We start from the raw sequence: 26329 nt of genomic DNA, 5'->3' as shown, positions 1-26329 counted from the left end.
AAAATAAATAACAACCCAATGGAGGTATCTATTATGTCCGAAAGAAAATACCCTGTCATCACAATCAGCCGGGAGTTTGGTGCCGGGGGACACAGTATTGCAAGAGTAGTTTCAGAAAGGCTTGGTATCCCATATTACGATCGGGATTTTGCAAAACAGGCTGCTGCCAGAAGCGGATATTCCCAGGAGGATATTGATCGTGAGGGTGAAAATCTGAGCCGCAGCGCCAGACTTCTGGACAACATTCTGAATAACTCTGCAGGTTATTTCAGTTCCCATGATGCTATTTACCAGGCTCAGAAAGAGCTGATCCTTCAGTTCGCAGCAGAACAGGACTGTATTATTATCGGCCGCTGTTCCAATCTTATCCTGCGAAATGCCGGTATTCCCAGTCTGGATATTTTCCTTCATGCAGATGTGAATCTCCGCACAGAACATATTCAGAAATTAGGCTTAAACGGAAAGGAAGATCCCAGGAAATATCTCACCAAAATGGACAACCTGCGTGAAACCTATTTCAAAACCTATACAAAACATGAGCTTGGCACTTATCACGATTATGACCTGTGTCTGGATACCGGAACCCTTGGATACGATAACTGTATTGAGATTATCACTTCACTTGCAAAACAGCAGGGGTTGAATCTGAAGCATCAGTAGAAGGACCGCTGCAAGCTGTAAAACAGCAACAAGGCTGTGGCAATCAGAAAATCTGTGCCACAGTCTCTTTACTTCAGTCCTTTTAATAGTTGTTTCTAAATTTCTTTTATTTTACAAACTCATCCAGAGAACTGATCTGGATTCCTTCTTTTACAAAAGCCTCTCTGATTTTTTCCACAAACGCCAGAGCCTTGGCTCCGTCTCCATGAACGCAGACAGAATCTGCCTGAATATCAATATCTTTTCCTGTAATTGCAGTAATCTTTTTCTCTTTGACCATACGGATCACCCTGACAATAGCCTCATTTTCATCAGTGATCACAGCACCTTCCTTACGTCTGTTTACCAGAGTACCATCTTCTTCATAGGCGCGGTCTGCAAAAACCTCCATAGCTGTACGCAGGCCCATATCCTGAGCAGCCTTTGCCAGCTGTCCACCGGAAAGAGCAAGTACGATCAGACTGCTGTCAAATTCTTTGATTGCCTCACAGATCGCAGTAGAAAGGGCATAGTCCTCTGCAGCCATATTATATAAGGCTCCATGAGGCTTTACATGCTGCATTTTTACACCGGTTACTCTGCAGAATGCATCCAGTGCACCCAGCTGATAAAGCACATATGCTTTTGCCTCTGCAGGGGAAACACTCAGATTTCTTCTTCCGAAGCCCATCAGATCAGGAAAACCCGGATGTGCTCCTATACGAATTCCCGCTTCCTTTGCCATTGCCAGCGTATTTCCCATAACTACCGGATCTGAAGCATGATAACCGCAGGCTACATTTGCAGAGGAAATCAGCGGAATGACCTTATCGTCATTACCGATTTTATAGTTTCCAAAACTTTCTCCCAGATCACTGTTTAAATCTACTGTATACATTTACCTTACCTCTTTTCTATTTATTTCCCAGAGCGTGTTTGAAAAATCACTCCCTCAATCCGTATACAGAATCCTTACCTACAATCTTATCCCTTAATTTTCAGTACATTCTCAATAAATCCCGTATCTGCCTTTCCGTCGCAGAATACCTGATTCTTCATAATCTGATACTGGAAATCAAGGTTTGTCTCCACACCCATGACCACCATCTCATCCAGCGCAGAGCGCATTTTCTGCAGGGCAGCCTCTCTGTCAGGTGCATGAACGATTACCTTCGCAATCATGGAATCATACTCTGACGGAATCTTGTAGCCTGTATAAAGGGCAGTATCCACCCGGACTCCGTTGCCTGCCGGAAGATGCATATGCTGTACTACTCCGGGACTTGGCATGAAATTTTTCTCAGGAATCTCTGCGTTGATACGGCATTCAATAGCATGTCCTTTAATTCGGATATCTTCCTGTTTAAAGCTTAACTCCTCTCCCATAGCCACACGAATCTGCTCAATGATCAGATCTGTGCCTGTAACCATCTCTGTTACTCCATGCTCCACCTGGATTCTGGTATTCATTTCCATGAAATAGAAGTTGCCTTTGGGGTCTACGATAAATTCAATCGTTCCTGCATTGGTATAACCTACTGTTTTCGCAGCAAGAACTGCATATTCGTTCATTTTCCTGCGGGTTTTTTCATCAATGGCAGGGGACGGGGATTCCTCGATCAGCTTCTGATGATTTCTCTGTACCGAACAGTCACGTTCTCCCAGTGCCACCACATTTCCATGACTGTCTGCCATGATCTGAATCTCCACATGGCGGGGATTTTCTACAAAACGTTCAATGTACATAGTATCATCCCCAAAAGCATTGGCTGATTCTCTCTGTGCCATATTAAACTGAAATTCAAATTCATCCTCATTGGCAGCCACACGCATTCCCTTGCCACCACCGCCTGAGGAAGCCTTGATCATAACCGGATATCCAATCTCTTCAGCCAGTTTTTTACCTGTTTCTGCATCGTATACAGGTTCCTTTGTTCCCGGTACAACCGGTACCCCGGCATCCATCATGGTTTTACGGGCATGGGATTTATTTCCCATCTTATCGATCACATCCGCATCCGGTCCGATAAAGGTAATTCCGTTTTCTTTGCATTTGCGGACAAACTCACTGTTTTCTGAAAGAAAGCCAAAACCGGGATGGATAGCATCTGCTCCCATATTTTCTGCTGCAGCAATGATCCGGTCCATGTTCAGGTAGCTGTTTCTGGCAGGACCTTCTCCGATACAGATACGCTGGTCTGCCAGCTGTACATGAAGGCTCTTAGCATCTTCTTTTGAATAAACAGCTACACTTCGGATCCCCAGATTCCTGCAGGCACGTATGATCCGAACTGCAATCTCCCCACGGTTGGCGATCAAAATTTTATTAAACAATATGAAAGCCTCCTTATCCTACAGTCTCTTAACACGGAACAGAGGCTGTCCATATTCTACTTTCTGTTCATTACTTACCAGAACTGCTTCAATCTCACAGTCATAGTCACTCTGGATCTCATTCATAAGCTTCATAGCTTCCAGAATACACACTGTCTGTCCTGCTTTTACCTGATCTCCCACCTTTACAAAAGCAGGTACATCCGGAGCAGCTGCAGAATAGAAGGTTCCTACGATAGGAGAAGTGATAAACAGACTTTCCTCCTCTTCTTCCTCTGCTTTTTCCACAATTGTATTCACAGGTGCAGATGCAGCCACAGGAACTCCCGTTGCAACTACAGGAGGATGATCCAGCTTGCTCATTGTAATCTTTACATCCTTGTCCTTATATGTGAATTCATTAAGGGATGAATCCTCAATAATCTTTACCAGTCCTTCAATCTTCTCTAAATCCATCAAACATTATCCTTTCTGTCTATTTTATATTATTTTTTACGGTTATTCTTCAAACAGCTTGCGCAGTCTCTTTGCCACCAGACGGCAATCCAGAACCTCTTTACATGGCTGATGAATGATCTTTCTCAGTCCGTCAAGTTCTTTCATTTCCTCAACATAAAGAGCCTGAGCCTCCTGTACGGTAATTGCCTTGAAATGTATCTTATCATCTGTTTTTCTCTGTACCAGCTTGGGAATATCCACAGATGCCACTGTGGCAATTTTCCCATAACCGCCCGTTGTCTGACGGTCAGCCAGCAGAATGATAGGTTTACCATGGGAAGGTACCTGTATAGCCCCAAATGCGATTCCGTCGGAAATAATATCCGAAGTCTCCTTAGGAGCAATAAACGGTCCCTCCAGCCTGCAGCCCATACGGTCAAATTCATTTGTCACTGTATACTCACTGCCCAGGAAAGTCTGGATGCCCTGTTTGCTGAACATACCATCCTGCGGTCCCATTACTACCCGCAGTGTTGCTTCTGTCTGATCAAACTCATCCATATCAAGCTTTCGGGAAAGGAAAAACGGCAGATAACGTCTCTTAATACGAAATCCGATATAATCGTCCGCTTCCAGTTTTCTTCCCTTAAATCCGCCCAGACCACTCTTTAAATTGGTGCATCGGCTTCCCATCACTACCGGAATATCCAGATAACTGGAAAAAGCAATATAACCTCTGCTTCCCGTTCTGGCGCTTCCAAATTTCAGTACATCTCCCTTATTCATATACAGGGCTGTATACATGGGAGCCGGCTCTCCATTAATGGTTGGCTGGAAATCTCCGCCTGTGATTGCAATGATAGTAGCTGATGTAAATTCAAGGGTTGGGCCTATCAGCGTTATCTCCAATACTGCCTCATTCTCCGGATTATCCAGAAGAAGATTGGCTATTTTGAATGAACGGACATCCATGACTCCTGCCACACTGAATCCCTGACTCTGATATCCATAACGCCCCAGATCCTGAACCGTTGTCATCATTCCGCCTTTTAATATACGAATTCCCATTTTATGCCTCCTCATGAACGGTGCACTGGTATTCGCCACGTTCTACTAATTCTCTGATCCGTTTGTACTCATCTTCATCGATCGGTACAAAACGGATATAATCTCCTGCCTCTACCAGAATCGGGATTTCACGGTCCGGATCATAGGTTTTTACAGGTGTCATTCCCATCAGCTGCCATCCTCCCGGAGAATCCAGAGGATAAATCCCTGTCTGGGAACCACCGATTCCCACACTTCCTGCATTGATCTTGATTCTGGGATTTGCAAGACGGGGTGTATGGATCCTTTCATCCAGCCCGCCCAGATAACAAAAGCCCGGAAGAAAACCAAGCATATAGATCAGGTAATCTCTGGAAGAATGAATCTTTATTACTTCCTCTACGGAAAGTCCGGCATGTTCTGCAATATTCTCAATATCCGGGCCATATTCTCCTCCATAGCATACAGGGATCTCATAAACTTTTCTGCATCCTTCACCTGCTGTAACTTCCATCTTTAACAGAATTTCCAGTCTTTTTTTCAGGTCATCGTAGGAAATCACACGCGGGTCATAATTAACCAGCAAAGAACAGAACGCAGGGATCATATCTACAACTCCCTCTATATGCTGTTCTTTCATAAGCTGTACAGTGGCAGTGATCTTCCGGTTGATCTCCGGACTGATCTCTTTGCCAAATTCAACCAGAACAGAAGAATCACCTTCTGTTAAAATTCTAATGTCCGGCATAATCTGCTCCTCTTTTCTTAATCTTTTCGCCATGTCTTTTTATCTGCTTCTTTCTGCATCACATGGCTGTTAATGAACCAAAAAGGTGCAACCTGGACGATCACACCTTTTTGATATACTCTCCAGTCTGAAAACCGGATACATTTTCCTCAATTATAACAATGTACCGATCTTAGATACAAATGTAGTCACACCGAGGTATGCTGTAAGAATTACCACGATCACTCCAAGAATGGTAAGTACTACCGGATGATGATAATTCTCTCCCATAATAGATTTCTTATGTGCAGCGATCAGACAGATTGCCAGGGTGATCGGAAGAATCAGACCATTCACAGCACCTGCAAGTACAAGAAGTACTGCCGGATTTCCAAGGATAAACATAATGGCTGTAGAAATAATGATAAATCCGATGATCACTTTATTTTCATTTTCCTCGATAGACTTGCTGAAAGTCTTCAGGAAGGAAACTGAAGTATAAGCTGCACCGATAATGGATGTGATTGCTGCGCACAGAAGAACCAGACCTGCAAAACGGTATCCGATTCCACCAGCCCCCTGCTTGAAAGCGTCTGCTGCAGGATTTGCAGCATCCAGTGTTACGCCCTTGACAACAACGCCCAGAACAGCCAGAAACAGGAAAATACGAACAATCGTAGCAATGATCATACCCATAACAGAACTCTTGTTGATCTCTTTCAGGTTCTTCTCGCCTGTAATTCCTGCATCAATCAGACGATGTGCGCCGGAGAAAGTGATATATCCTCCAACAGTACCTCCCAAAAGTGTAAGGATTGCAGGAATCAGATTTGTGGCACCGGCTTCCGGTACAAATGTATTCTTCAATGCACTTCCTACCGGTGGTTTTACCACAATGATCACAACAAAGATTACGATAATCATAATGGCACCCAGTACCTTGGTAATAGTATCCATGGCACTTTTGGCATTTTTCAGCACAAATACCAGGATTGCCAAAAGACCTGCCAGTATGTAACCAACTTTGGTAGGTATTCCAAGCAATGTGTTAAAACCAAGTGCTCCGCCACCTACGTTTCCGATATTAAATACCAGACCACCGAATACGATCAGTATCGATACCAGATATCCCAGTCCCGGAAGTACCTTATTGGAAACATCCTGACCACGAAGTCCGGTCACACAAAGCACACGCCAGATATTCAGCTGTGCAATGGCTGCAAGGATTACGGAAACCAGGATAACAAATCCAAAACTTTCCTGATACTGTCCGGTAAAGGTTGCTGTCTGTGTCAGGAATCCTGGTCCGATTGCAGATGTGGCCATCAGAAACGCTGCGCCAAGTAAGGCTCCGCCACTCTTTTTCTTTTCGCTCATTTTTATTGCCTCCTTTTCATGTTATTATTGCTTATTATACTAAAAAATGAATATTTACACAAGCAAAAGTTGTTTTGACAACTTTTGATATCGAATTTTTATAATCTATATTTTGTAATAAAAAACAGCAAAGGAGTGCCCGGATTCCCATCCGATACAGCTCCCTTGCTGTTTTTCAGTCAGGCGGATATAATCATCCTCTTTGTTGTTTGCTCATATAACCGAATAACTGCTTTGCAGTTTATTCAGTTAAAATGTAAATTTATCCGCAAAATATGCATCCAGTTCATCAATCTTCACACGAACCTGCTCCATAGTATCACGGTCGCGGATTGTAACTGCTCCGTCGTTTTCGGACTCAAAGTCATAAGTTACACAGAACGGAGTACCAATCTCATCCTGTCTTCTGTAACGTTTACCAATGTTTCCACGATCATCATATTCACAGTTATATTTCTTGCTTAACTGCTGATAGATCTTCTCTGCACCCTCATTAAGCTTCTTGGAAAGAGGAAGCACACCGATCTTAACAGGTGCAAGTGCCGGATGGAAATGAAGGACAGTACGAACGTCATTCTTCTCTGCATCCAGAACTTCCTCATCATATGCGCTGCACAGGAATGCAAGTACTACACGGTCAGCACCCAGTGACGGCTCGATTACATATGGGATATATTTCTGCTTCTTCTCATCATCAAAATATGTCAGATCCTGTCCGGATACATTCTGATGCTGAGTCAGGTCATAATCTGTTCTGTCAGCGATTCCCCACAGCTCGCCCCATCCAAACGGGAACAGGAACTCTACGTCTGTGGTAGCCTTGCTATAGAAGCTTAATTCTTCTGCGTCATGATCACGGTAACGAACTTCTTCATCTTTTAATCCAAGAGAATGTAACCAGTTCAGGCAGAAATTCTTCCAGTATGCAAACCACTCAAGGTCTGTATCCGGCTCACAGAAGAATTCAAGCTCCATCTGCTCGAACTCACGTGTACGGAATGTGAAGTTACCCGGTGTGATCTCGTTACGGAAAGATTTACCAATCTGACCGATACCAAACGGAATCTTCTTACGGGATGTTCTCTGAACATTCTTAAAGTTTACGAAAATACCCTGAGCTGTCTCAGGTCTTAAATATACAGTATTCTTGGCATCCTCTGTAACACCCTGGAATGTTTTGAACATCAGGTTGAACTGACGGATATCTGTAAAGTTATGTTTGCCGCATGTAGGGCATGGTACATTGTGATCTTTAATGAAGTTCATCATTTCTTCCTGAGACCATCCATCTACAGAGCTCTCCAGTTCAATTCCGTTCTCCTGGCTGAAATCCTCAATGATCTTATCTGCGCGGAAACGCTCATGACATTCCTTACAGTCCATCAGCGGGTCAGAGAAGCTTCCCAGATGTCCGGATGCAACCCATGTCTGCGGGTTCATCAGGATTGCACAGTCAACACCTACATTGTATGGGGATTCCTGAATAAATTTCTGCCACCATGCACGTTTTACGTTATTCTTTAATTCTACACCAAGATTACCGTAATCCCATGTGTTTGCAAGACCACCATAGATTTCGGAACCCGGGTAAACAAATCCTCTTGCCTTTGCCAGCGCAATGATTTTGTCCATTGTTTTTTCCATGACTATTCTCCTCGTTCTTTTTATAAAATGCGTGTAACTGTTCATATCCGTCAGGCAATTTGGTTCACAATCCATTCCGCTATTTGATTAACGTAATAAACAGCTACAATTAACGTTATTATAACTGTATCTGATTTCTTTTTCAAGGTATCTCAGCTCATTATTTCCAGAATTTCCAGACTTTTGAACCGTTTTTCAGTGTTCGCAGCAATATAGGTATGGATATGACGTTCCAATTCATGGAGTACTTCTTCTGTAACAGTAAATGTATAAAGCTTCCCAAGAGAGGCAGTTACTATGTACTGCATGGCATATAATGCAGGTGCTGAGATTCTCTTTGCATCATTTACATGTCCCAGACAGGCTTTATCCAGAATACCATGATTCTGCTGAGAAAAGAAAAGCTCTTCTCCCTCCACAGGCTGTCTTTCGCAGCACACACAATGAAACAGTGAAGGACACAATCCCTGTGCAGCCATCATACGAAGTTCAAAAATACACCTCACCAGCCTGTCATCAATATTCGGGTTCAGAAGTGCCTTCACTGTCACATACAGAAGGTTCATAGATTCTTTCTCGTCAATCCCCTCCTGTCCGAAATAATCTGCCAGTTCCAGAAAATAATATCCATAGTAGATTCCAGGCTGTTCGCCTGCCAGTTCCACAAAATGATGACTGATGGATACCTGATTCAGATTATAACTGGAACGCCCCTCATAAAGGGCAAAGGTTCCAAACACAAAAGGATTGGCAGCCGCCAGAAACTGGCTGTTTGGGCGGCGGGCTCCTTTTGCAAACGCGGAAATCTTGCCTCTTTCTCTGGTGAGAAGGACGATCCGCTTGTCATATTCTCCCACAGGCATGGCAGAGAGCACTACTCCCTGCACAGTTATCAAATCACTCATTCTCTCTGTTTCCTGACTGTCTTTTTATTTAGATTTCCTTCTTATCGTAACCAAAGTTCTTGATAAGGAAATCACTGTCTCTCCAGTCTTTCTTTACTTTTACCCAAAGCTTCAGATTCACTTTTGATTCCAGCATACGCTCAATCTCATATCTTGCATTACTTCCGATTTTCTTTAACATCGCACCCTGTTTGCCGATGATAATTCCTTTGTGAGATTCTCTTTCACAGATAATTGTCGCATCAATATCCACGATTGGATTTTTTCCCGGACGTGTTTTCATCCGGTCAATGGCAACTGCGATCCCATGCGGAATTTCCGCATCCAGTGCATGAAGTGCTTTCTCGCGGATGATCTCAGCCACGATCTGGCGCTGAGGCTGATCAGTAACTGTATCCTCGTCATAGAACATAGGACCGTAAGGCAGATATTTCAGGATACAACCGATAATATCCTGTGTATTCTGTCCACGCAGTGCGGAGCATGGGATAATCTCTGCGAAATCGCATACTTTTCGGTAGGTGTCAATAGCAGGAAGGATTTCTTCCTTTGATACAGTATCAATTTTGTTGATGATCAGGATTACCGGCACTCCGATTCCCTGAAGCTGTTCTGCAATATGACGCTCTCCTGCCCCGATAAAGGTACTTGGCTCTACCAGCCACATAATGGCATCTACCTCTTTTAAAGTTCGCTCTGCCACCTGGACCATATATTCTCCCAGCTTATTCTTTGCCTTGTGGATACCGGGAGTATCGAGAAATACGATCTGACCTTCGTCACAGGTATAAACGGTCTGGATACGGTTTCTGGTTGTCTGTGGTTTCTTGGATGTGATAGCGATCTTCTGTCCGATGAGATGATTCATCAGAGTAGATTTACCTACGTTTGGACGTCCGATAATCGCTACAAATCCGGATTTAAAATTTTCGTTCATTCTGTTCTTTCCTTTTTTAACAATTGATCAGTGGTTTCACTTCCATCAGTACATCAGAAGCCTCAGCCACCTTGCTCTCGCTTCCCACTACACAGATCTGATCTGCTGCCAGAACTGCCTCTATGATCTCGGCCAGTGCATGAATATCCTCTGCAGACGCATTCAGGATCTGATCACGTTCTTTCTGGAGCATCTCCTCTGTCACACCGCAGAAATATGCTGTCTTGGAAACAGAACCTTTCATCTGAGGTGTCCTGGGCACATCCTTTCCGCTGATGGTACCAATGATATATTTTGTCATCTCCCGCTCATCTGCCTGGAAATTACGGATATAATCCGGAATCCCCTTATATACATCCAGTGTACGTTTCAGATGAGGATCGCGGTAAGATACCAGATAGCTCTCACCATTCCTCTTAAATCCGCTCATGCATCCATATGCACCGCCCTTTACGCGCAGATTCATCCACAGATAATCATAACTTAAGATAACCTTCAGAATTTCCAGTGCACCTGTATATTCCAGGCCTTTTTTCTTAAAATTACCGGTCTGAGCCACATACTGGACCTGTCCGGAAGTCTTAAATCCCTCATTTTTCTTTGTGCAAGTCAGCTTCTCTTTCGATTTTTCCACTGGTTCTGTGCCAAGTCCTGCCTTTACAGTTCCCGCCAGTTTCTGAACTGTCTCCAGGGACTCTCTCTCACCTGTATAACTGATCATAAAGTTCTCCGGACGGAGAATTTTTTTCATCAGTTTACAAAGCTCTTCTACAGTTTCCTCTTTTCGCTGTTCAAAATCTTTTTCCAGTTTTTCGATAAACTGATAATATCCGATTCCCGCCATCTCATCCTGGAATGCAGCCATCGGAGAAGAATATGCCGCTGCTCTGAGTACAGCAGTGGAATGTCCGGCACCTGTCAGGTTTACCTGTGCCCTGGACTTCACAGATGCAACAATCTCATAGAGACGCTTGGTATCTTCCAGTTTCGAGCTGTTCAGGATCTCCCCAATCATTTTGAAAAGGAAATCCATTTTTGTATAGAGTGCCTTACCTCTTACAGAGAACATAGCCTGAAACTCTTCTGTAGAATCAGCTCTGTCAAAAACCTCTACCCCACAGTTGATACCGCCTGTATTGGCATTGATCTCATTAAACAGTTCTCCGTATGTGTAATGCTCTGTATCCACATAACCCAGTACGGATTTCAAAAGTCCCAGATAAGGAATCTGCTCAGGTGCGATACTGTCAGTCTTAAACATCAGATCTACATAACCGATGCCATTTGTGCATACATCATGGTAAAGGAACAGACTGTTGTCTACAGTTAATTCTTCATTTACGATCTTTGCAGCTTCCTTCTTAATATCGCTTCTCTTTAACATCGGAATGCACTCCAGTGCTTTTGGATCTTCGCCGGCTTCCTGATATGCTTCCAGTGCTTTCGTCTTCTCAACCATTGCATCCAGCTGTTCTTCAGAAAGACTGCTTCTGTATGCTTCCAGCTTCTCCTCCAGTTCTTTTTCACGCTGGGCTGCCAGACCTTTCTTCGGTATAAGAGTCATGATGCATCCATGGGGATTTTCAAGAAGATATTTACGGATCAGTTCTTCAAAATATCCTTCGTTTACTGCCTTTTTCAGGTTTTCAAAAACTGTAAGCTGCTGTACCTGTGCAAAGGGATTTCCTTTTTCATACAGCCAGTCTCCCAGAATATCCAGACTGTACATCAGTCCTTTTGGATAAGAGGAAAAATCAGCTTCACGATAACGGAATTCAAAGTAATTGATTCCAGCCTCTACAGCTTTCTTATCAATTCCATTCTTAACAATATCTCCCAGTACCTGTCTGATCACAGATACGAATTCTTCTTTTTTGTCCGGATTGGAACCTTTTGCAATTACTGTAAAATATGGCTGGAGAATACCATCATCATAAGATCCATAGACATCCTTGCCTGCTTTTACATCCAGAAGTGCCTGCTTTAACGGTGCTCCCGGTGCGCTTAACAGTGCGTAATCCAATACCTCAAATGCCATCGCCATCTGACTGTCCGCAGCATTTCCAACAACCATGTTATAAGAAAGATAGGTATTGTCCTCTTCTCCCTCATTCTCAGCAACCGGATACTCAAGAGTCACATCCCGGCATGCTCCGAATGCTTTCTGTTCCTGAATAACAGAATCCACATCCAGATAATCAAAATGCGACAGATAATGCTCATCCAGGAATGCCAGTTTCTCTTCCATATCCATATTTCCATACAGATAAATATAGCTGTTGGATGGATGGTAATAAGTTCTGTGGAAATTCAGGAAATTCTCATAGGTAAGATCCGGAATATTTTTCGGATCACCGCCTGATTCACATCCATAAGTGGTATCAGGGAAAAGGTGATTCATAATCTCCCGTTCCAGAACTTCATCCGGTGAGGAGAAAGCACCTTTCATCTCATTATATACAACACCGTTATATTTCAGCGGTCCTTCCTTCTGTTCCAGATGATAGTTCCAGCCTTCCTGACGGAAAATCTCTTCTCTTTTATAGATATTCGGATAAAATACCGCATCCAGATAAACATGCATCAGATTCTGAAAATCCTTATCATTGCAGCTGGCTACAGGATAGCAGGTTTTATCCGGATAAGTCATGGCATTCAGGAACGTATTCAGAGAACCCTTTACCAGTTCTACGAAAGGATCCTTTAATGGAAATTCCCTTGAACCGCAGAGTACACTGTGCTCCAGGATATGTGCCACACCTGTGCTGTCCTTAGGCGGTGTGCGGAATGCAATATTAAATACTTTATTCTCATCATCATTCTCGATCAGCATAACTCTTGCACCTGTTTTCTTATGGCGCAGAAGCCAGCCTGTAGAATGGATATCTGTCAGATTTTCTTCTGTCACAACTTCATAAGCCGTCAAATTTTCTTTGTTCATGTATGCCTCCAGTAATTTTTTTTTGGCTTTTCTTTATAATCCGCCTTCTCCCGGGAAATGTGCCTCATAAACTTCTCTTGCTGCCCTTGTTATCATTTCCAGTTCTTCCTGCATGTTGATTTCCTCCGGAAATGCAATGGCAGTGGTATAAATATCGTTCTGAATCTTACTCTTTGCACTTTTCTCACTGATATGGACAATCCCGCACAAGATCGTGTTATAGGCCTTATCCTTCTCGCAGAGTTCCATATAGGTTTTGACCATATGGCAGCATTCTCTGTAAAGCAGTTCTCTGTGAAGCTCACTTTTCTCCTGCATTTCTCTGAATTTCAGCCTGGTAAGATTTTTCCCGATTTCTTTTCTGGCCCTCTTTAAACCAAACAGCTTTCCCGCTGTATCCTTGTTATATTCCATTGCCATCCAAAGTGCCAGATATCCATCAGCACGTGTACCGGAGCCTGCCTCTGAAGGTTCTCCGTAACGCAGTTCCCACAGTTCCTTACGGACAGCATTTGCCTCCTCATCTTCACCTGCCGCAATAGACTGGTCAAGAAACATCTTTCTTTTCATCGGATCATGCTCTCTGTAATAAAGAGCAATTGTTGGTGTGTCTGTCATATATTTGTCCTTTCCGGTTACTTTATCTGCAACTGTCTGCTGCCTTTACAGTTACCTTTCTCTTACAATCCAAAACTCTACTTTCATGGCTCTTCATAGGTAAGCTCTGTTTCTGCCAGAGACAGTGCCTCTTCAATAACCTGATCCATATCCATGTAGCGATACATGCCGAGTCTTCCGCCAAAGATCACATTCTTCTCTTCTAATGCGCGGCGTTCATATTTGTCAAACAGTTCACTGTTCTTCGGATCATTGACCGGATAGTAAGGCTCTTTGCCTTTTTCCCATGCTGCCGGATATTCTCTGGTGATCACAGTCTTTGGCTGTGTACCAAATTCAAAATGTTTATGCTCAATGATTCTTGTATACGGCACTTCATAATCTGTATAATTGACAACCGCATTGCCCTGATAATTTCCCATATCCAGCACTTCTGTCTCAAATCTCAGTGATCTGTATTCCAGTTCTCCGTAACAATAGTCATAAAATTCATCAATCATACCTGTAAAGAGTACTTTGTCTGCCTGTGCGGTCAGTTCCTCTCTGTTTGCAAAGAAATCTGTATTCAGACATACCTGTACGCCCTCCAGGAGTTTCTTCACAATACGTGTATATCCGCCTTTGGGGATTCCCTGGTAAGGATCTTTGAAATAGTTATTATCATAAGTATAACGCAAAGGCAGTCTTTTTATGATAAATGCCGGCAGATCTTTACACTCCCTGCCCCACTGCTTCCTTGTATATCCTTCTACCAGTTTCTCATATACGTCCTGTCCAACCAGTGCAAGCGCCTGTTCCTCCAGGTTCTTTGGATGGGTAATGTGCATTCTTGCGATCTGTTCCTGTATCTTCGCCTTTGCTTCTGCAGGAGTACGTACTCCCCAGAGCTGATGAAAGGTATTCATATTAAACGGCAGATTATATAATTCATCCTTATAGACTGCGATCGGTGAATTCACAAAATGATTAAATTCTGCAAACTGATTGATATAATCCCACACCTGTTTTCTGGAAGTATGGAAGATATGTGCACCGTATCTGTGTACTTGGATTCCCTCTACTTCTTCTGTGTAAATATTACCGCCGATATGACCTCTCTTATCGATCACAAGGCATGTTTTCCCCCGTCTTGTGGCCTCATGTGCAAACACTGCACCAAAAAGGCCGGCTCCTACTATCAGATAATCATATTTCTTCATGTGCGACACCTTCTTCTTGTAATATTGAAAAAGCAGTAACGCTTTTTTGCGCTACTGCCATTATAACAAATTCATCCGAAAATGGATAGTCTTTCTATTCTATTATTTTCCTGCCACTTTATCAAACACATCTGTGATTTCTTTAGATGGTGCTTTCGTAGCCAGACTGAAGATAATGATCATCGCAAGGCTGACAGCAAAACCTACAGCCAGAGAATAAAGTCCTGTATAAGAACCAAGAGTCTGTCCTGCCGCAAGCGGTATATAATCCCAGACGATAACTGTCAGACCACCGGAAACAATGCCTGCAACTGCACCTGCAAGATTTGTTCTTCTCCAGAACAGTGACATTACCACAGTCGGACCAAACGCTGCACCAAGACCGGCCCATGCATTGGATACCAGTCCCATAATACTGCTATTCGGATTCCACGCGATCACAAATGCGAGAACAGATACCACGATAACCGTAAATCTTGCAACTGCAAGAATTTCCTTTGAGTCTGCATCCTTCTTAATGAACTGATGATATAAATCCTCAGATGCTGCGGACGCTGTTACCAGAAGCTGTGAATCAGCTGTGGACATAATTGCCGCAAGAATACCGCAAAGGAAGATTCCTCCGATAAACGGAAGTCCCAGATGAGTGGAAAACAGTTTATTGATCATCTCGATAAATACACTCTCTGAGGAAGATGCACCATTTTCACCAAGTACAGTCGGAAGCAGATATGCACGACCTATAATACCGATAAAGCACGCTGCTGTCAGAGAAAGGATATCCCACACGATTGCGATCATACTGGATTTTTTTAATTCTTTCTCACTCTTTACAGCCATGAAGCGGGTAAGGATATGAGGCATACCGCAGTATCCAAGTCCCCATGCAAGCTGGGAAAAGATTTCAACAAATGTATATGGGCGCTCTCCGTTCTCAAAAGGATTCAGAAAAGCTGCTGCTCCACCCGGTGCTCCGCTCTGTGTCAGAAGATCACTCAGGCTTCCGCTCAGTGTCAGATATGCAACCAGCGGAACGATCAGAAGACCGATCAGCATCAGTGTTCCCTGTACAAAGTCAGTTACGCATACAGCCATAAATCCCCCCATAAATGTATAACAGAGGATAACTGCTGCACCAATTGCCAGAGCTATATGATAATCAATTCCAAATACTGTGTTAAAAAGTTTACCGCCTGCTGCCAGTGCAGAAGCTGTATAAACCAGGAAAAAGATTACGATCACGATGGATGAAAGCAATAACAGGATTCTCTTCTTATCCTGAAATCTGTTCTCAAGAAATGCCGGGATTGTAAGGGAATTGTTTGCTGCGATCGTATATTTACGAAGTCTGTGTGAAATACACACCCAGTTTAATACAGTTCCGATGAACAGACCTACAGCAATCCAGATCTGTCCTGTTCCCAGTGAATAAATTGCTCCCGGAAGTCCCATTAAGAGCCATCCGCTCATATCTGATGCCTGTGCTGAAAGAGCCGCTACCCATGCATTCAGTCCACGTCCGCCCAGAAAATAATCTTCCGAGCTGCTTGTTTTTTTCATATAAACCACACCAATGACTATCATAAGTAACAGATAGGCAACAAATGCGGACAATATGACCATTATTGTACCACTCAAATTTACTCCTCCTTTTTTCTTCTTTTTTTCATACACTCTGGATTTGCCAAAGTATGTTCTGTTTTCTTCACATATTTATCCAAAAACAGAATACAGTCATTTTATATACTGCAAAAAGTAACCGGGTACCACTTCTGTACCCGGCTACTTTACCACATTACCTTAGCATCACGCAAGTGTATTTCTTGTTTTTCGACATTTTTCCGCCATTTTATGGAATTATTACAGTTACCGTCCGGCAAAGACCTTCACAGTAACTGTTTTATATTTTTACACCCAAACAGGTACTCTGTCAATCAGAAATTTATCTGTTCCTGTCTGCCAGCCTGTTTACATTCTCTTTTTGCTGTATGTTTTCTGCCTGTCAGGGCTTTATCTTTTTTCAGATAAACATTCTTAATATAGGAAATCAGCACCTCTTCCCCATGATCATTAAGTATCCGCAGCAGTCCCTCCAGATCTCTCTTTGTCTTCGGATGGATAAACCACAGTTTTTCCTTACCTTTCAGATAATAGTCCAGAGGCTGATGCTGATCATACTTATCCCCCAGATAATTTCTGGAAGCACTGATCCTGTCCATCACCATTTCCGCAATATATTTACGGGGCATGGGCACACCATTGATGATATGCTCATCTCCCGGTGCATAATCTACCCAGTACTCAAAATGATGTTTGTTGCGCCCTTTATGATGAAGCCAGGATTTTGATATTCCTGTATCTTCTCTTTCTGCATTGTTGGGACTTCTGTCTCCCTGATAGTATTTACATCCAACCAGAAATTCCACAGGTGCATATTTGGACAGGTCATGAAGCAGTCCCTGTTTATACATACCAGCCCGGAAACAGTAATGCATAACCAACAGCTTATGTCTGGTTATTGTTTTAAAGTGCAGCCACGGATGCATCTTTCTTCTCCTCCTCTACAGCCATCAGCACCACGATCGTACGCGGTGTGACCTTCAGCTTTTTACTATAAGTTTCCTGTTCCTGCTCCAGAAAACCATTCTCTTTCACAGCACTGGTATCAATCACTTTCTTCCATTTTCTGTATCCTGCCAGATTAGGAAGCGCAAAAATACGATCTTCCCAGTGAAAGTTATATGCAACGTATATGGAAGCATCCTCGCTGCCGTCTGCCCGGTGCGCATAGGCGCCACAATACATAATTCCAAGCAGTCTGGATGTGTTCTCAGAATTCATATACCATGCGCGTTCTCCATGAAGGGAAACATCTGGCAGTCCCCTGGTCTGATAATCCACTCCGTACATTTCTCCCGGAACATGAAGAATCGGATGTTCTTTCCGGAAAGCAATGGCATTCTTTACAAACTGAAACAGGGATTCATTTTTCTTCAGTGCTTTCCAGTCAATCCATCCAACCTGATTATCCTGACAATAGGCATTATTATTTCCGTTCTGTGAATTTCCAAACTCATCCCCGCCATAGATCATAGGAACACCCTGACTGAGCAGCACCATAAGAAAAGCATTTCTGATCTGACGTTCTCTCATCTGTCTGATCTGCAGCCTTCTGCTTGGCCCTTCCACGCCACAGTTCCAGGAATAATTATAACTGCTGCCATCGTGATTATTCTCCTGATTTGCTTCATTATGTCTGTAATTATAGGTCACCATATCATTCATGGTAAAGCCATCCTGACAGGCCATATAATTGATAACTGCATAGGCATTGGGATTTCTTCTGATATGGTAAGCTGTCGCTGAAACCATATCTTCGTCACTTTTCAGGAAACGGCGCATATCCTGCAAAAATCCCGGATTATACTGTGCAATACATTTGTCTTCCGGTTTCTTCTTTTTCCGGATCTGGCTCTCATCAAAATCGTGAAACATCAGCCGGGTATCACTTAAAACCCCGTCATGCATCAGCAATTTGGCAGAAACTCCCTCACCCAATACATGAAATCCGTCTACATGATAGTAAAGTTTCCAGAACTGCAATGCCCTGAGTGCTGTCACAGGATTACATTCTCGTGGAAAATACATTTCCATGATACAGGCAATTCCGGCCTGATGCAGTTTTTTAATGAATGTTTTAAACTCTTTCTCCGGATCATCTGTTGCACAGTAAGATCTCTTGGGTGCAAAATAATAGCCATACATATATCCCCAGAAATTAACACGTCCCTGTGTATGCTTCTCAGATACCATTTTCTCAGATTCAGAATTCTTACAGGTACCGCTTTCCATAAATTCATATGCAGGCATCAGTTCAATTGTATTGATACCAAGCTCTTTCCAGTACGGGATCATTTCCTCCAGTGCCTGAAAAGTTCCCTTTGTACCGGTTATCGTCCGATTCGCTTTTGTATATCCGCGCACATGCAGTTTATAAAGGATCATTTCGTGATATGGAATAGCCGGATTTTTGTCGTTCTCCCAGTCAAAAACTTCTTTTTTAAGAAATCCTCCCCTGACTTTGTGCGGATTCGTACCCACCTCTGCACCAAAGCGTTCCCGTCCCAGAATCCTGTACGCACAGGGATCAGTATACACCTTTCCATTTATCAGAAAATTGTACTCGTACTCTTTCAGATCAAAATCCGGAATATACATTGCATATACATTTCCGGTTCTGTTTTCTTCTGTAAAAGGAATCTCCACATAAGGTTTTGCTGATCTCTTTTTGTAGAGAATCAGAGATGCTCTGCTGTCTTCCGGTACCTCAACTGCAAAATTACAGCCATCTGCCAACGGATTTGCACCAGGCACAAGAGCCAGCCCCTTTTCTGTTTTCATCTTTCTGCTCTCAGCCATCTCTTTCTCTCCTTCATATTTTTTCTTGTTGCTCATTACACTTTTCAGAAACACTATACAACGCTATAATGTAATCTGAAGTTCTACCGGACAATGATCGGAACCCATAATTTCAGAATGGATTTCTGCGCCTTCAAGCTTATCCTTCAACTGTGGAGACGTGATAAAATAGTCAATTCTCCACCCTGCATTCTTCTCTCTTGCTTTAAATCTGTAAGACCACCAGGAATATCTGCCCTCTACATCCGGATAAAAATAACGGAATGTATCGATAAATCCACTCTCCAGCACCTTACCAAAGCATGCTCTCTCTTCATCTGTAAATCCGGCATTTTTCCGGTTGGTCTTAGGATTCTTCAGGTCGATCTCCTGATGTGCCACATTGAAATCCCCGCAGCAGATCACAGGCTTACTTTCCTGCAATTTCAACAAGTATGCCAGAAAATCCTCTTCCCAGTGCATACGGTATTCCAGTCTGCGCAGTTCACTCTGGGAATTTGGTGTATATACAGTCACCAGATAAAATTTTTCATATTCCAGGGTGATCACACGCCCTTCTTTGTCATGTTCCTCAATTCCAATTCCATACGCCACAGACAGTGGCTCTTTCTTTGTAAAAACAGCAGTTCCGGAATATCCCCGTCTGTTGGCATAATTCCAATACTGATAATATCCCGGAAGTTCCAGCTTCACCTGCCCCTGCTGGCATTTCGTTTCCTGCAGGCAGAAAATATCCGCATTAAGTGCTGCAAAGCTCTCTTCAAACCCTTTGCCAATGCATGCACGTATACCATTTACATTCCATGAGATTAATTTCATAATCAACTGATCCCCTTTGTTTTCTTATTAGCCCTGTTCAGCATTTGCTAACGATTCTCCCCTGAACGCTTCTGGTCTATTATAGCACGTTTCATGACTGTAAAAAACCTCTTTTTCTCCGGTTTCTGCTCATTGCATTTTTTTCCGGTTTCTGCTACAATGAACTGACATCAGATAAACATAGTCCCTGATAAATAAGAAAGAATGAGGAATATAAAATGAGTGACGAATTTACAGCTGGCGGATGTAACCCGAGTGACTGCGCTTCCTGCGGTGGTGGATGCAATTCAGCCGGCGGATGCGATCCTGTTGAAAACCACAAGACAATCACCCTTACCATGGAAGACGATACAGAGGTAGAATGTGCAATTCTCACCGTTTTCCCGGTAGATGCAAAGGAATATATCGCACTTCTCCCACTTGATGAGAACGGTCAGAATGAAAGCGGCGAGGTTTATCTCTACACATTTGCCCGTACTGAGAGCGGTGAGCCGATGCTTTCCAACATCGAAAGCGATGAAGAATACGCAAAAGCCGCAGTTGCTTTTGACACAGTTCTCCAGAACGCAAAAGATTCTATGGAGAAGATTGATTGATCTGTTAAAGAATTTCATATGTAAGACTAAAATAAGAACCATCATCATTTCATAAAATGTGTGATGGTTCTTATTTTTTATCTTATAGCGCTCCCCGTAAATTATGTATATAAGAGGATTACTATAAAGCGTCGCAAACTGCCATAAATACTACTATGAATAAAGGTTATATATCATAAACACTGCGCACTTTCAGTCCATCCGGCTTTCCATCAAGTATCTTCACTCTGTATTCTCCTGCATTCATGTCAAAATAATTATCTTCAAGAATCAGATCATCATTCTCATTCCGGATTTCCACACTCTTTGCATATGCTTCTGCCTTAACAACTATCTCATCTCCGTCTACGCGCACAGTCAGTCCGGGATTCAGATAGCGGAAGTATTTCGGATAGGAAAAGATCACAGTTCCCTGAGAAATAATCTGATCATTTTCCCATGCCTCATAACTTACATATTCATTAAAACAGTCAATCTGGGGAAGTTCGACCTTATCCATCCATACAGCAGACAATGCCGGTACTTCCAGCCACTGTTCTTCCTCCCTCAGAATTGTGGCATCTGTCTTTCGCACTGCCCATTTCACCAGAACCCTGTGAGCATCCAGCGTTTCATTGGTCACATTCAGACGGATGGATTTTTCAAATTCAAAATGCTGACGGTTCATATCCGCTTCCACTGTCATCCAGCTCTGCTCCTCACAGGAAAGCATCACAGGTGCAAAGAATCTCTTCGCATAATAATGAAGCGCTTTCCAACGTCCGTAATAATCAATGGATGACCAGGAAATAACAGGCCAGCAGTCATTTAACTGCCAGTAAATTGCACCCATACAGCGTCCCCGGTTTCTGCGGTAATGTTCGACTCCATAACGGATTCCATCTGCCTGAAGAAGCTGGGATGCATAAACAAAATCGCTGAAGTTCTCAGGATAACGGTATGCTGCCTGCATGTATTTGGCAATTTTTCCATTTCCTCCGTAATTTCTCTGATGTTTCTCCATCACATAAGAAAATGGATTCAATTCTCTCGGATCATCTGTTACTGTTTCAAGCGTTTTTACAGACGGGAATGACTGAAAACCAAACTCAGATGCATATCTGAAGAAATATTTACGATATTCTGAAAATGGCTTATTACCATGCCATACTTCCCAGTAATGCACATCTCCGCGGTTCGGATCATTGGGTTCATCAAAGGAACCACCTGATGACGGGCTTGCAGGCCAGTAGAAGGTATCCGGATCGTATTCGCTGAGTACTTCCGGAATAATGCGCTCATACATAAACAGATAATCTCTCACTTCTGTCGGCTTTGTCACCCAGGTGCCCTGCTTTACAAACATTTCCATCTCATTGTTTCCGCACCACAGGGCAAGGGATGCATGATGACGGAGACGTTTGATATTATCAATAAACTCCTGACGGATATTTGCCTCAAACTCCGGTGTCAATTCATAGACAGAGCATGCAAACATAAAGTCTTGCCATACCATCAGCCCCAGTTCATCACAAAGATCAAAGAACCAGTCCTCAGGATAATAGCCGCCACCCCAGACACGTACTGTATTAAAGTTCGCTCTCTTGCACTGAAGAAGTAATTCTCTGGTACGTTCTCTGGATGTTCTCTGCAGAAGATTGTCCTCAGGGATATAGTCAGCGCCCATGGCAAATACCTGATAACCGTTTACTTCATGAGCAAAGCTCTCGCCCCACTGATCTTTCTCTACATGCATGGTCAGCGTACGAAGACCGATCTTTCTGCACCAGGTGTCCACGATCTTATCTCCTGTCTTCAGGTCTACCTGCACCTGATATAACGGCTGTTCTCCCAGTCCATTTGGCCACCAGAGCTGCGGATTTTCAATCTCAATTTCATCCGGACAGTCATCCCATATAGTTTTTGTTCCATCCGGTGCAGTTACAGTCACCTGATATTCCAGTGCCTGTGCACCTTCATACCCATCTGCTTCACTCTCTTCCTCATCGACAGTCTCCACATCTACTTCCGGAACCAGCAGTACTTTGCCATCCTCATGTACCTGACGGATATACACGCTGTCCAGTCTGGCAGTTTCAATTCCCAGAAGTGTTACAGGACGGAAGATACCTCCATCCGGCAGACATGCGCCCCAGTCCCAGCCGCACATATAGTGAGCTTTGCGCAGATGCATAAATCCTTCAACTGTGTCTTCATTTCCCCTGTTTTTATATTTCTTAAATGCCTCTGCCATGAATTTCAACGGAGAGCGGATGATAACACGTAAGGTATTTTTGCCGTTTTCAAGCAGCTCTCCTACCGGAAATTCCCAGATTCTGTGCATGTTATCAACTTTTCCAAGACAACATCCATTCAGATAGATATCCGCAATCGTATCAATCCCGTCAAATCTCAGGATCACTTCCTGACAATCTTTAAACTGCGTTTCTTCATAATTAAATACCGTTTTGTATTCATAGTCCTCCTCCATCAGTGCTTTCGCCTGATATTCATTATCCCCAAAGAACGGATCCGGCATCTTTCCGTTCTTAAGAAGTGCCGCATAAATATCCCCCGGAACCTGTGCCGGAATCCAGTCCAGTTGTCTGATATTGCACAACTGCCAGTTTTCATGAAGCTGTAATTTTATCATTTGTCTTATCCCCCTTTGATTATTTTTTACATATGTTTGCATTCAGCTATATATATAATAGCATACTGCCCTTTTCTGAATCAACTCTGCAAAAAAAAATCATTACTGTTCACTCCGTTTACAGTAACAGGAAATCTTCTGCTTGACATTCCCGGGAATTCTATGCACAATAAAGGGAACAGAAACTATGATGTATGGAGTATATAGAAATGAAAGAAAAGTTATATACCATTCCACTTAATGATGCGGTAAATGCCAGTGACGAGTGTCCTTTCTGTTTTATTGAACGGGAACTGGAGCAGAACTCGCTGGATTTTGTGCTGGGAAACAGTTCTTCTTATATGGAAAGTGACATCCGGGATCAGACGGATAAGGCGGGATTTTGCAGGGTACATATGAAGAAAATGTTTGATTATGGGAATACTCTTGGGAATGCATTAATCCTTCAGACTCATTATCATAAACTTCGGGAAGAGATGAAAAAGCAGTTTGATTCTTTTTCGCCCGGAAAATCCTCGATTCTCGCGCGTTTCCGCCGTTCAGATTCCAGCACAGATAAGAATCCGATTGCTGCATGGACTGCTTCTAAGGATTGCAGTTGTTTTATCTGTCAGAATATTGATGATACCTTCAAGCGGTATGTGGAAACTTTTTTCTGGCTGTATCGGCAGGATAATGAATTTAAGAGTAAAATTCTGCGCAGTAAAGGCTTCTGTCTGCATCACTTCGGAATTCTGTGCGACGGTGCGGATAAGTATCTGAATGATAAAGAAAAGGCTGCGTTTTATCCTGCTATGTTTAAGCTGATGGATGAAAACTTTCAGCGTATGGAAGACGATCTGGTATGGCTATCGGATAAGTTTGATTACAGGAATAAGGATGCTGACTGGAAAAACTCCAAAGATGCTCTCCAGCGTGGGATGCAGAAGCTTCGTAGCGGATACCCGGCAGATCCGGTGCATAAGGCAAAATAAAAAATTCTCTCTTAACATTTATGAACTGATATACTTCATGATCATTTGTTAAGAGAGAATTTTTTATTACATTACAACTCCATCAATTTCTACATCAGCATCCACATCCTGAGTATAGTCGATATCTTCATATCGGAATCCAAACATATGATAGAAATCTTCCCAATAGCCATCAATATCGCAATATTCCTTTACAGTGTCTGTAGTAACTGCTTTCCAGCATTTTTTTACTTCTTCCTGAATCTCCGGTGTCAGTTCGTAATCATCCATACGAATGAAACCATTCTCATCTGTCCGGAAACCTGTTGGTGTGTAGAGTTTCTGTGTAAAGAGTCTGGCAATCTGCTGAATGCAGTTTTCATGATTTCCGACTTTCTTCATTACTTTATAGAGGATTGCGAAATACAGCGGCACAACCGGAATTGCTGCACTTGCCTGAGTTACGAGTCCTTTATTTACTGATATTACCGCACGGACATCCGGGTGTGCCTGGTTGATCTCAGACATTGTTTTCTGCAAATGCTGTTTGGCAGTTCCGATGGTTCCGTGATAGTAAATTGGATAAGTAAGTTCCGGTCCGATATAGGAATATGCTACAGTTACTGCATTCTCAGTCAGTACATCTGCTGCTTTCAGCGCATCAATCCAATCCGCCCAGTCTTCGCCACCCATAACTTTGACTGTGCTTAAAACCTCTTCTTCAGTAGCCGGTTCTACTGTTTTCTCTGCAATCTCATTGTTTCGCAGATCAAGACTCTTTTCTGTGAAAGCCTCACCTGTAGTCTTCAGGCAGGAGGACCAGGTTTTTCCTTCAGCATCTGTACGTCTTGGCGCTGCCAGACTGTAAACTACCAGATCCACCTTTCCCAGATCTTTTTTGATCAGCTCAATAGCTTTATCTTTGATTTCTTTTGAAAAAGCATCTCCGTTGACAGTCTTGGCATAGGCACCTTTTTTTGCTGCCAGGCGATGAAATTCCGCAGTGTTGTACCATCCCGGTGTCGCTGTTCTTCTGCCATTTGCCTGACGTTCAAACATAATCCCAAGGGTGTCCGCACCGCAGTTTTCCAGTGCGCAGATTCGTGATGCGAGACCGTAGCCTGTAGAACATCCGATGATCAGTGCTTTTTTTGTTCCGTTTACCGTTCCCTGTTTACAGGCGTAATCTGCCTGATTGCGCACACTCTCTGCACATCCCTGTGGATGTGCGGTTGTGCAGATATATTCTCTTACTTTTGGCTCGATGATCATAACTTTTCTCCCTGAATTTATTTCTTTGCCTGATATTTTTTAGTCAAGCGGATAAAATCATCCGCTTGGTTACTTACTCATAATTGAATAACTGCTCCGCAGTATATACGCTTGAATTGTATGTATTGCAAATATTTTGAATCTCAAAATATTATAGCAAAGAAAAAGCAGAACGTAAAGTAAAAATCTCAGATTCTTCCCTATGTTCTACTTTTTTTACATTCTGGCTCTGATTTCATCTATAAACTTTGTGAAATATGCTCCGCCAAAACATTACATTTCTTTTTCCAACTATTTCGCAGTAGTACTTCCAAATCCACCATTGCGGATTTCTGTAGCATCATCATCTACCGTGATTCCATACTCTACAAAGATTCCCTGCATGAAGCCTGTATCTGCCGGAATTGTCAAAGTTTTGTTTTCATTGGAATCATTTGTAATTTTGGAAAAAATATGCCCTTCATTATCCGAGTAGAAATAATCACTGTCAATAATACCAACGGTGTTGTTGAGCTGAAGACGGTATTTGAACCCAAGTCCGCTTCTCGGGTAGCATTTCAATACCCATTCCGGCTGCATTTCCACCCGGATTCCTGTCGGAATCTTTACTGTTTCGCCTGGTTTCAGAGTAAATTCTGCCGGTGCAAAGAAGTCATAGCCGGCACTTCCTGCTGTCGCTCTCTTCGGCAGACGGATAGCTTCATATACTTTCTCTGCTTCTTCCTGAGACTGTGCGAAGGTATCAATCCAGTCTGCTGTGAAGCGTTCTTTGCTTACTTTATGAAATTTCGCGATTCGTTTCATCTGTTTTTCCTCCTGTCTGGTCATGCAA

22 protein-coding genes are annotated in these 26329 nt (G+C 42.9%); 3 read left to right on the top strand and 19 right to left on the bottom strand.

What is annotated here, in order from left to right; all coding sequences use genetic code 11:
* Positions 1-33: 33 nt before the first annotated feature.
* Positions 34-660 carry an AAA family ATPase gene (locus tag G4417_RS06335; protein ID WP_008707544.1) on the top strand — a complete coding sequence of 209 codons (627 nt, stop codon included), beginning with the start codon at positions 34-36 and terminating at the stop codon, positions 658-660.
* A 106-nt stretch (positions 661-766) separates the two neighbouring features.
* Here the strand turns inward: G4417_RS06335 and G4417_RS06330 are convergent, their stop codons facing one another.
* From G4417_RS06330 to G4417_RS06255, 16 genes are all read right to left on the bottom strand, one after another.
* On the bottom strand, positions 767-1537 hold the full coding sequence (locus G4417_RS06330) for a LamB/YcsF family protein (protein ID WP_144136583.1): 771 nt from the start codon (positions 1535-1537) through the stop codon (positions 767-769).
* An 86-nt stretch (positions 1538-1623) separates the two neighbouring features.
* Positions 1624-2973 (bottom strand): acetyl-CoA carboxylase biotin carboxylase subunit, encoded by a 1350-nt coding sequence (gene accC / locus G4417_RS06325; protein WP_026649286.1) that lies wholly within the window; start codon positions 2971-2973, stop codon positions 1624-1626.
* An 18-nt stretch (positions 2974-2991) separates the two neighbouring features.
* Positions 2992-3429 carry an acetyl-CoA carboxylase biotin carboxyl carrier protein gene (gene accB / locus G4417_RS06320; protein ID WP_062807520.1) on the bottom strand — a complete coding sequence of 146 codons (438 nt, stop codon included), beginning with the start codon at positions 3427-3429 and terminating at the stop codon, positions 2992-2994.
* Positions 3430-3471: 42 nt separating this feature from the next.
* Positions 3472-4479, bottom strand: a complete 1008-nt coding sequence (locus G4417_RS06315; RefSeq protein WP_026649284.1) for a biotin-dependent carboxyltransferase family protein — start codon at positions 4477-4479, stop codon at positions 3472-3474.
* Between the two features lies 1 nt (position 4480).
* Positions 4481-5206: a 5-oxoprolinase subunit PxpB gene (pxpB, locus tag G4417_RS06310; RefSeq protein ID WP_020993687.1), complete on the bottom strand. Its 726-nt coding sequence runs from the start codon at positions 5204-5206 to the stop codon at positions 4481-4483.
* 153 nt (positions 5207-5359) lie between these two features.
* Positions 5360-6562 carry an NRAMP family divalent metal transporter gene (locus G4417_RS06305; protein WP_062807519.1) on the bottom strand — a complete coding sequence of 401 codons (1203 nt, stop codon included), beginning with the start codon at positions 6560-6562 and terminating at the stop codon, positions 5360-5362.
* 249 nt (positions 6563-6811) lie between these two features.
* Positions 6812-8206, bottom strand: coding sequence for a glycine--tRNA ligase (locus G4417_RS06300; protein ID WP_022380971.1), 1395 nt, complete (start codon positions 8204-8206; stop codon positions 6812-6814).
* Between the two features lie 152 nt (positions 8207-8358).
* Positions 8359-9111 carry a DNA repair protein RecO gene (gene recO, locus G4417_RS06295; RefSeq protein WP_025577211.1) on the bottom strand — a complete coding sequence of 251 codons (753 nt, stop codon included), beginning with the start codon at positions 9109-9111 and terminating at the stop codon, positions 8359-8361.
* Positions 9112-9139: 28 nt separating this feature from the next.
* Entirely contained in the window at positions 9140-10048 is a 909-nt protein-coding gene (gene era / locus G4417_RS06290; RefSeq protein WP_008707556.1) for a GTPase Era, read from the bottom strand.
* Between the two features lie 16 nt (positions 10049-10064).
* A complete protein-coding gene (locus G4417_RS06285; RefSeq protein ID WP_173683001.1) occupies positions 10065-12989 on the bottom strand; it encodes an insulinase family protein in 2925 nt (974 codons plus the stop codon).
* A 33-nt stretch (positions 12990-13022) separates the two neighbouring features.
* Positions 13023-13607 (bottom strand): DUF6553 family protein, encoded by a 585-nt coding sequence (locus G4417_RS06280; RefSeq protein WP_055053695.1) that lies wholly within the window; start codon positions 13605-13607, stop codon positions 13023-13025.
* An 83-nt stretch (positions 13608-13690) separates the two neighbouring features.
* Positions 13691-14806, bottom strand: a complete 1116-nt coding sequence (glf, locus tag G4417_RS06275) for a UDP-galactopyranose mutase (protein WP_025577203.1) — start codon at positions 14804-14806, stop codon at positions 13691-13693.
* A 102-nt stretch (positions 14807-14908) separates the two neighbouring features.
* A complete protein-coding gene (gene putP / locus G4417_RS06270; protein ID WP_173683000.1) occupies positions 14909-16444 on the bottom strand; it encodes a sodium/proline symporter PutP in 1536 nt (511 codons plus the stop codon).
* 296 nt (positions 16445-16740) lie between these two features.
* Entirely contained in the window at positions 16741-17352 is a 612-nt protein-coding gene (locus tag G4417_RS06265; RefSeq protein WP_227193976.1) for a DUF5662 family protein, read from the bottom strand.
* Positions 17330-19261 (bottom strand): Type II secretory pathway, pullulanase PulA and related glycosidase, encoded by a 1932-nt coding sequence (locus G4417_RS06260; RefSeq protein ID WP_173682999.1) that lies wholly within the window; start codon positions 19259-19261, stop codon positions 17330-17332. The genes G4417_RS06265 and G4417_RS06260 overlap by 23 nt, the downstream gene beginning before the upstream one ends.
* Before the next feature lie 27 nt (positions 19262-19288).
* Positions 19289-20044 carry an exodeoxyribonuclease III gene (locus tag G4417_RS06255; RefSeq protein ID WP_173682998.1) on the bottom strand — a complete coding sequence of 252 codons (756 nt, stop codon included), beginning with the start codon at positions 20042-20044 and terminating at the stop codon, positions 19289-19291.
* Between the two features lie 218 nt (positions 20045-20262).
* On the opposite strand from G4417_RS06255, the gene G4417_RS06250 reads away from it, so the two are divergent.
* Positions 20263-20640 carry a DUF1292 domain-containing protein gene (locus tag G4417_RS06250; protein WP_173682997.1) on the top strand — a complete coding sequence of 126 codons (378 nt, stop codon included), beginning with the start codon at positions 20263-20265 and terminating at the stop codon, positions 20638-20640.
* A gap of 166 nt (positions 20641-20806) precedes the next feature.
* Here the strand turns inward: G4417_RS06250 and G4417_RS06245 are convergent, their stop codons facing one another.
* Complete coding sequence (locus G4417_RS06245; RefSeq protein ID WP_173682996.1) at positions 20807-23272, bottom strand: beta-mannosidase; 2466 nt, start codon at positions 23270-23272, stop codon at positions 20807-20809.
* Between the two features lie 209 nt (positions 23273-23481).
* Between G4417_RS06245 and G4417_RS06240 the strand changes: the two genes are divergently transcribed.
* A complete protein-coding gene (locus tag G4417_RS06240; protein ID WP_173682995.1) occupies positions 23482-24246 on the top strand; it encodes a DUF6062 family protein in 765 nt (254 codons plus the stop codon).
* A gap of 66 nt (positions 24247-24312) precedes the next feature.
* Here G4417_RS06240 and fabV read toward each other — a convergent pair whose 3' ends face one another.
* Together fabV and G4417_RS06230 are read right to left on the bottom strand one after the other, a co-directional pair.
* Positions 24313-25497 (bottom strand): enoyl-ACP reductase FabV, encoded by a 1185-nt coding sequence (gene fabV / locus G4417_RS06235; RefSeq protein WP_173682994.1) that lies wholly within the window; start codon positions 25495-25497, stop codon positions 24313-24315.
* Positions 25498-25788: 291 nt separating this feature from the next.
* A complete protein-coding gene (locus G4417_RS06230; protein WP_008707572.1) occupies positions 25789-26301 on the bottom strand; it encodes a deoxyuridine 5'-triphosphate nucleotidohydrolase in 513 nt (170 codons plus the stop codon).
* Positions 26302-26329: the final 28 nt, after the last annotated feature.

The sequence above is a fragment of the Blautia wexlerae genome, from assembly GCF_013300825.1.
Lineage (GTDB): Bacteria > Bacillota > Clostridia > Lachnospirales > Lachnospiraceae > Blautia_A > Blautia_A wexlerae_B.
This window is presented reverse-complemented; position numbering and strand designations above follow the sequence as displayed.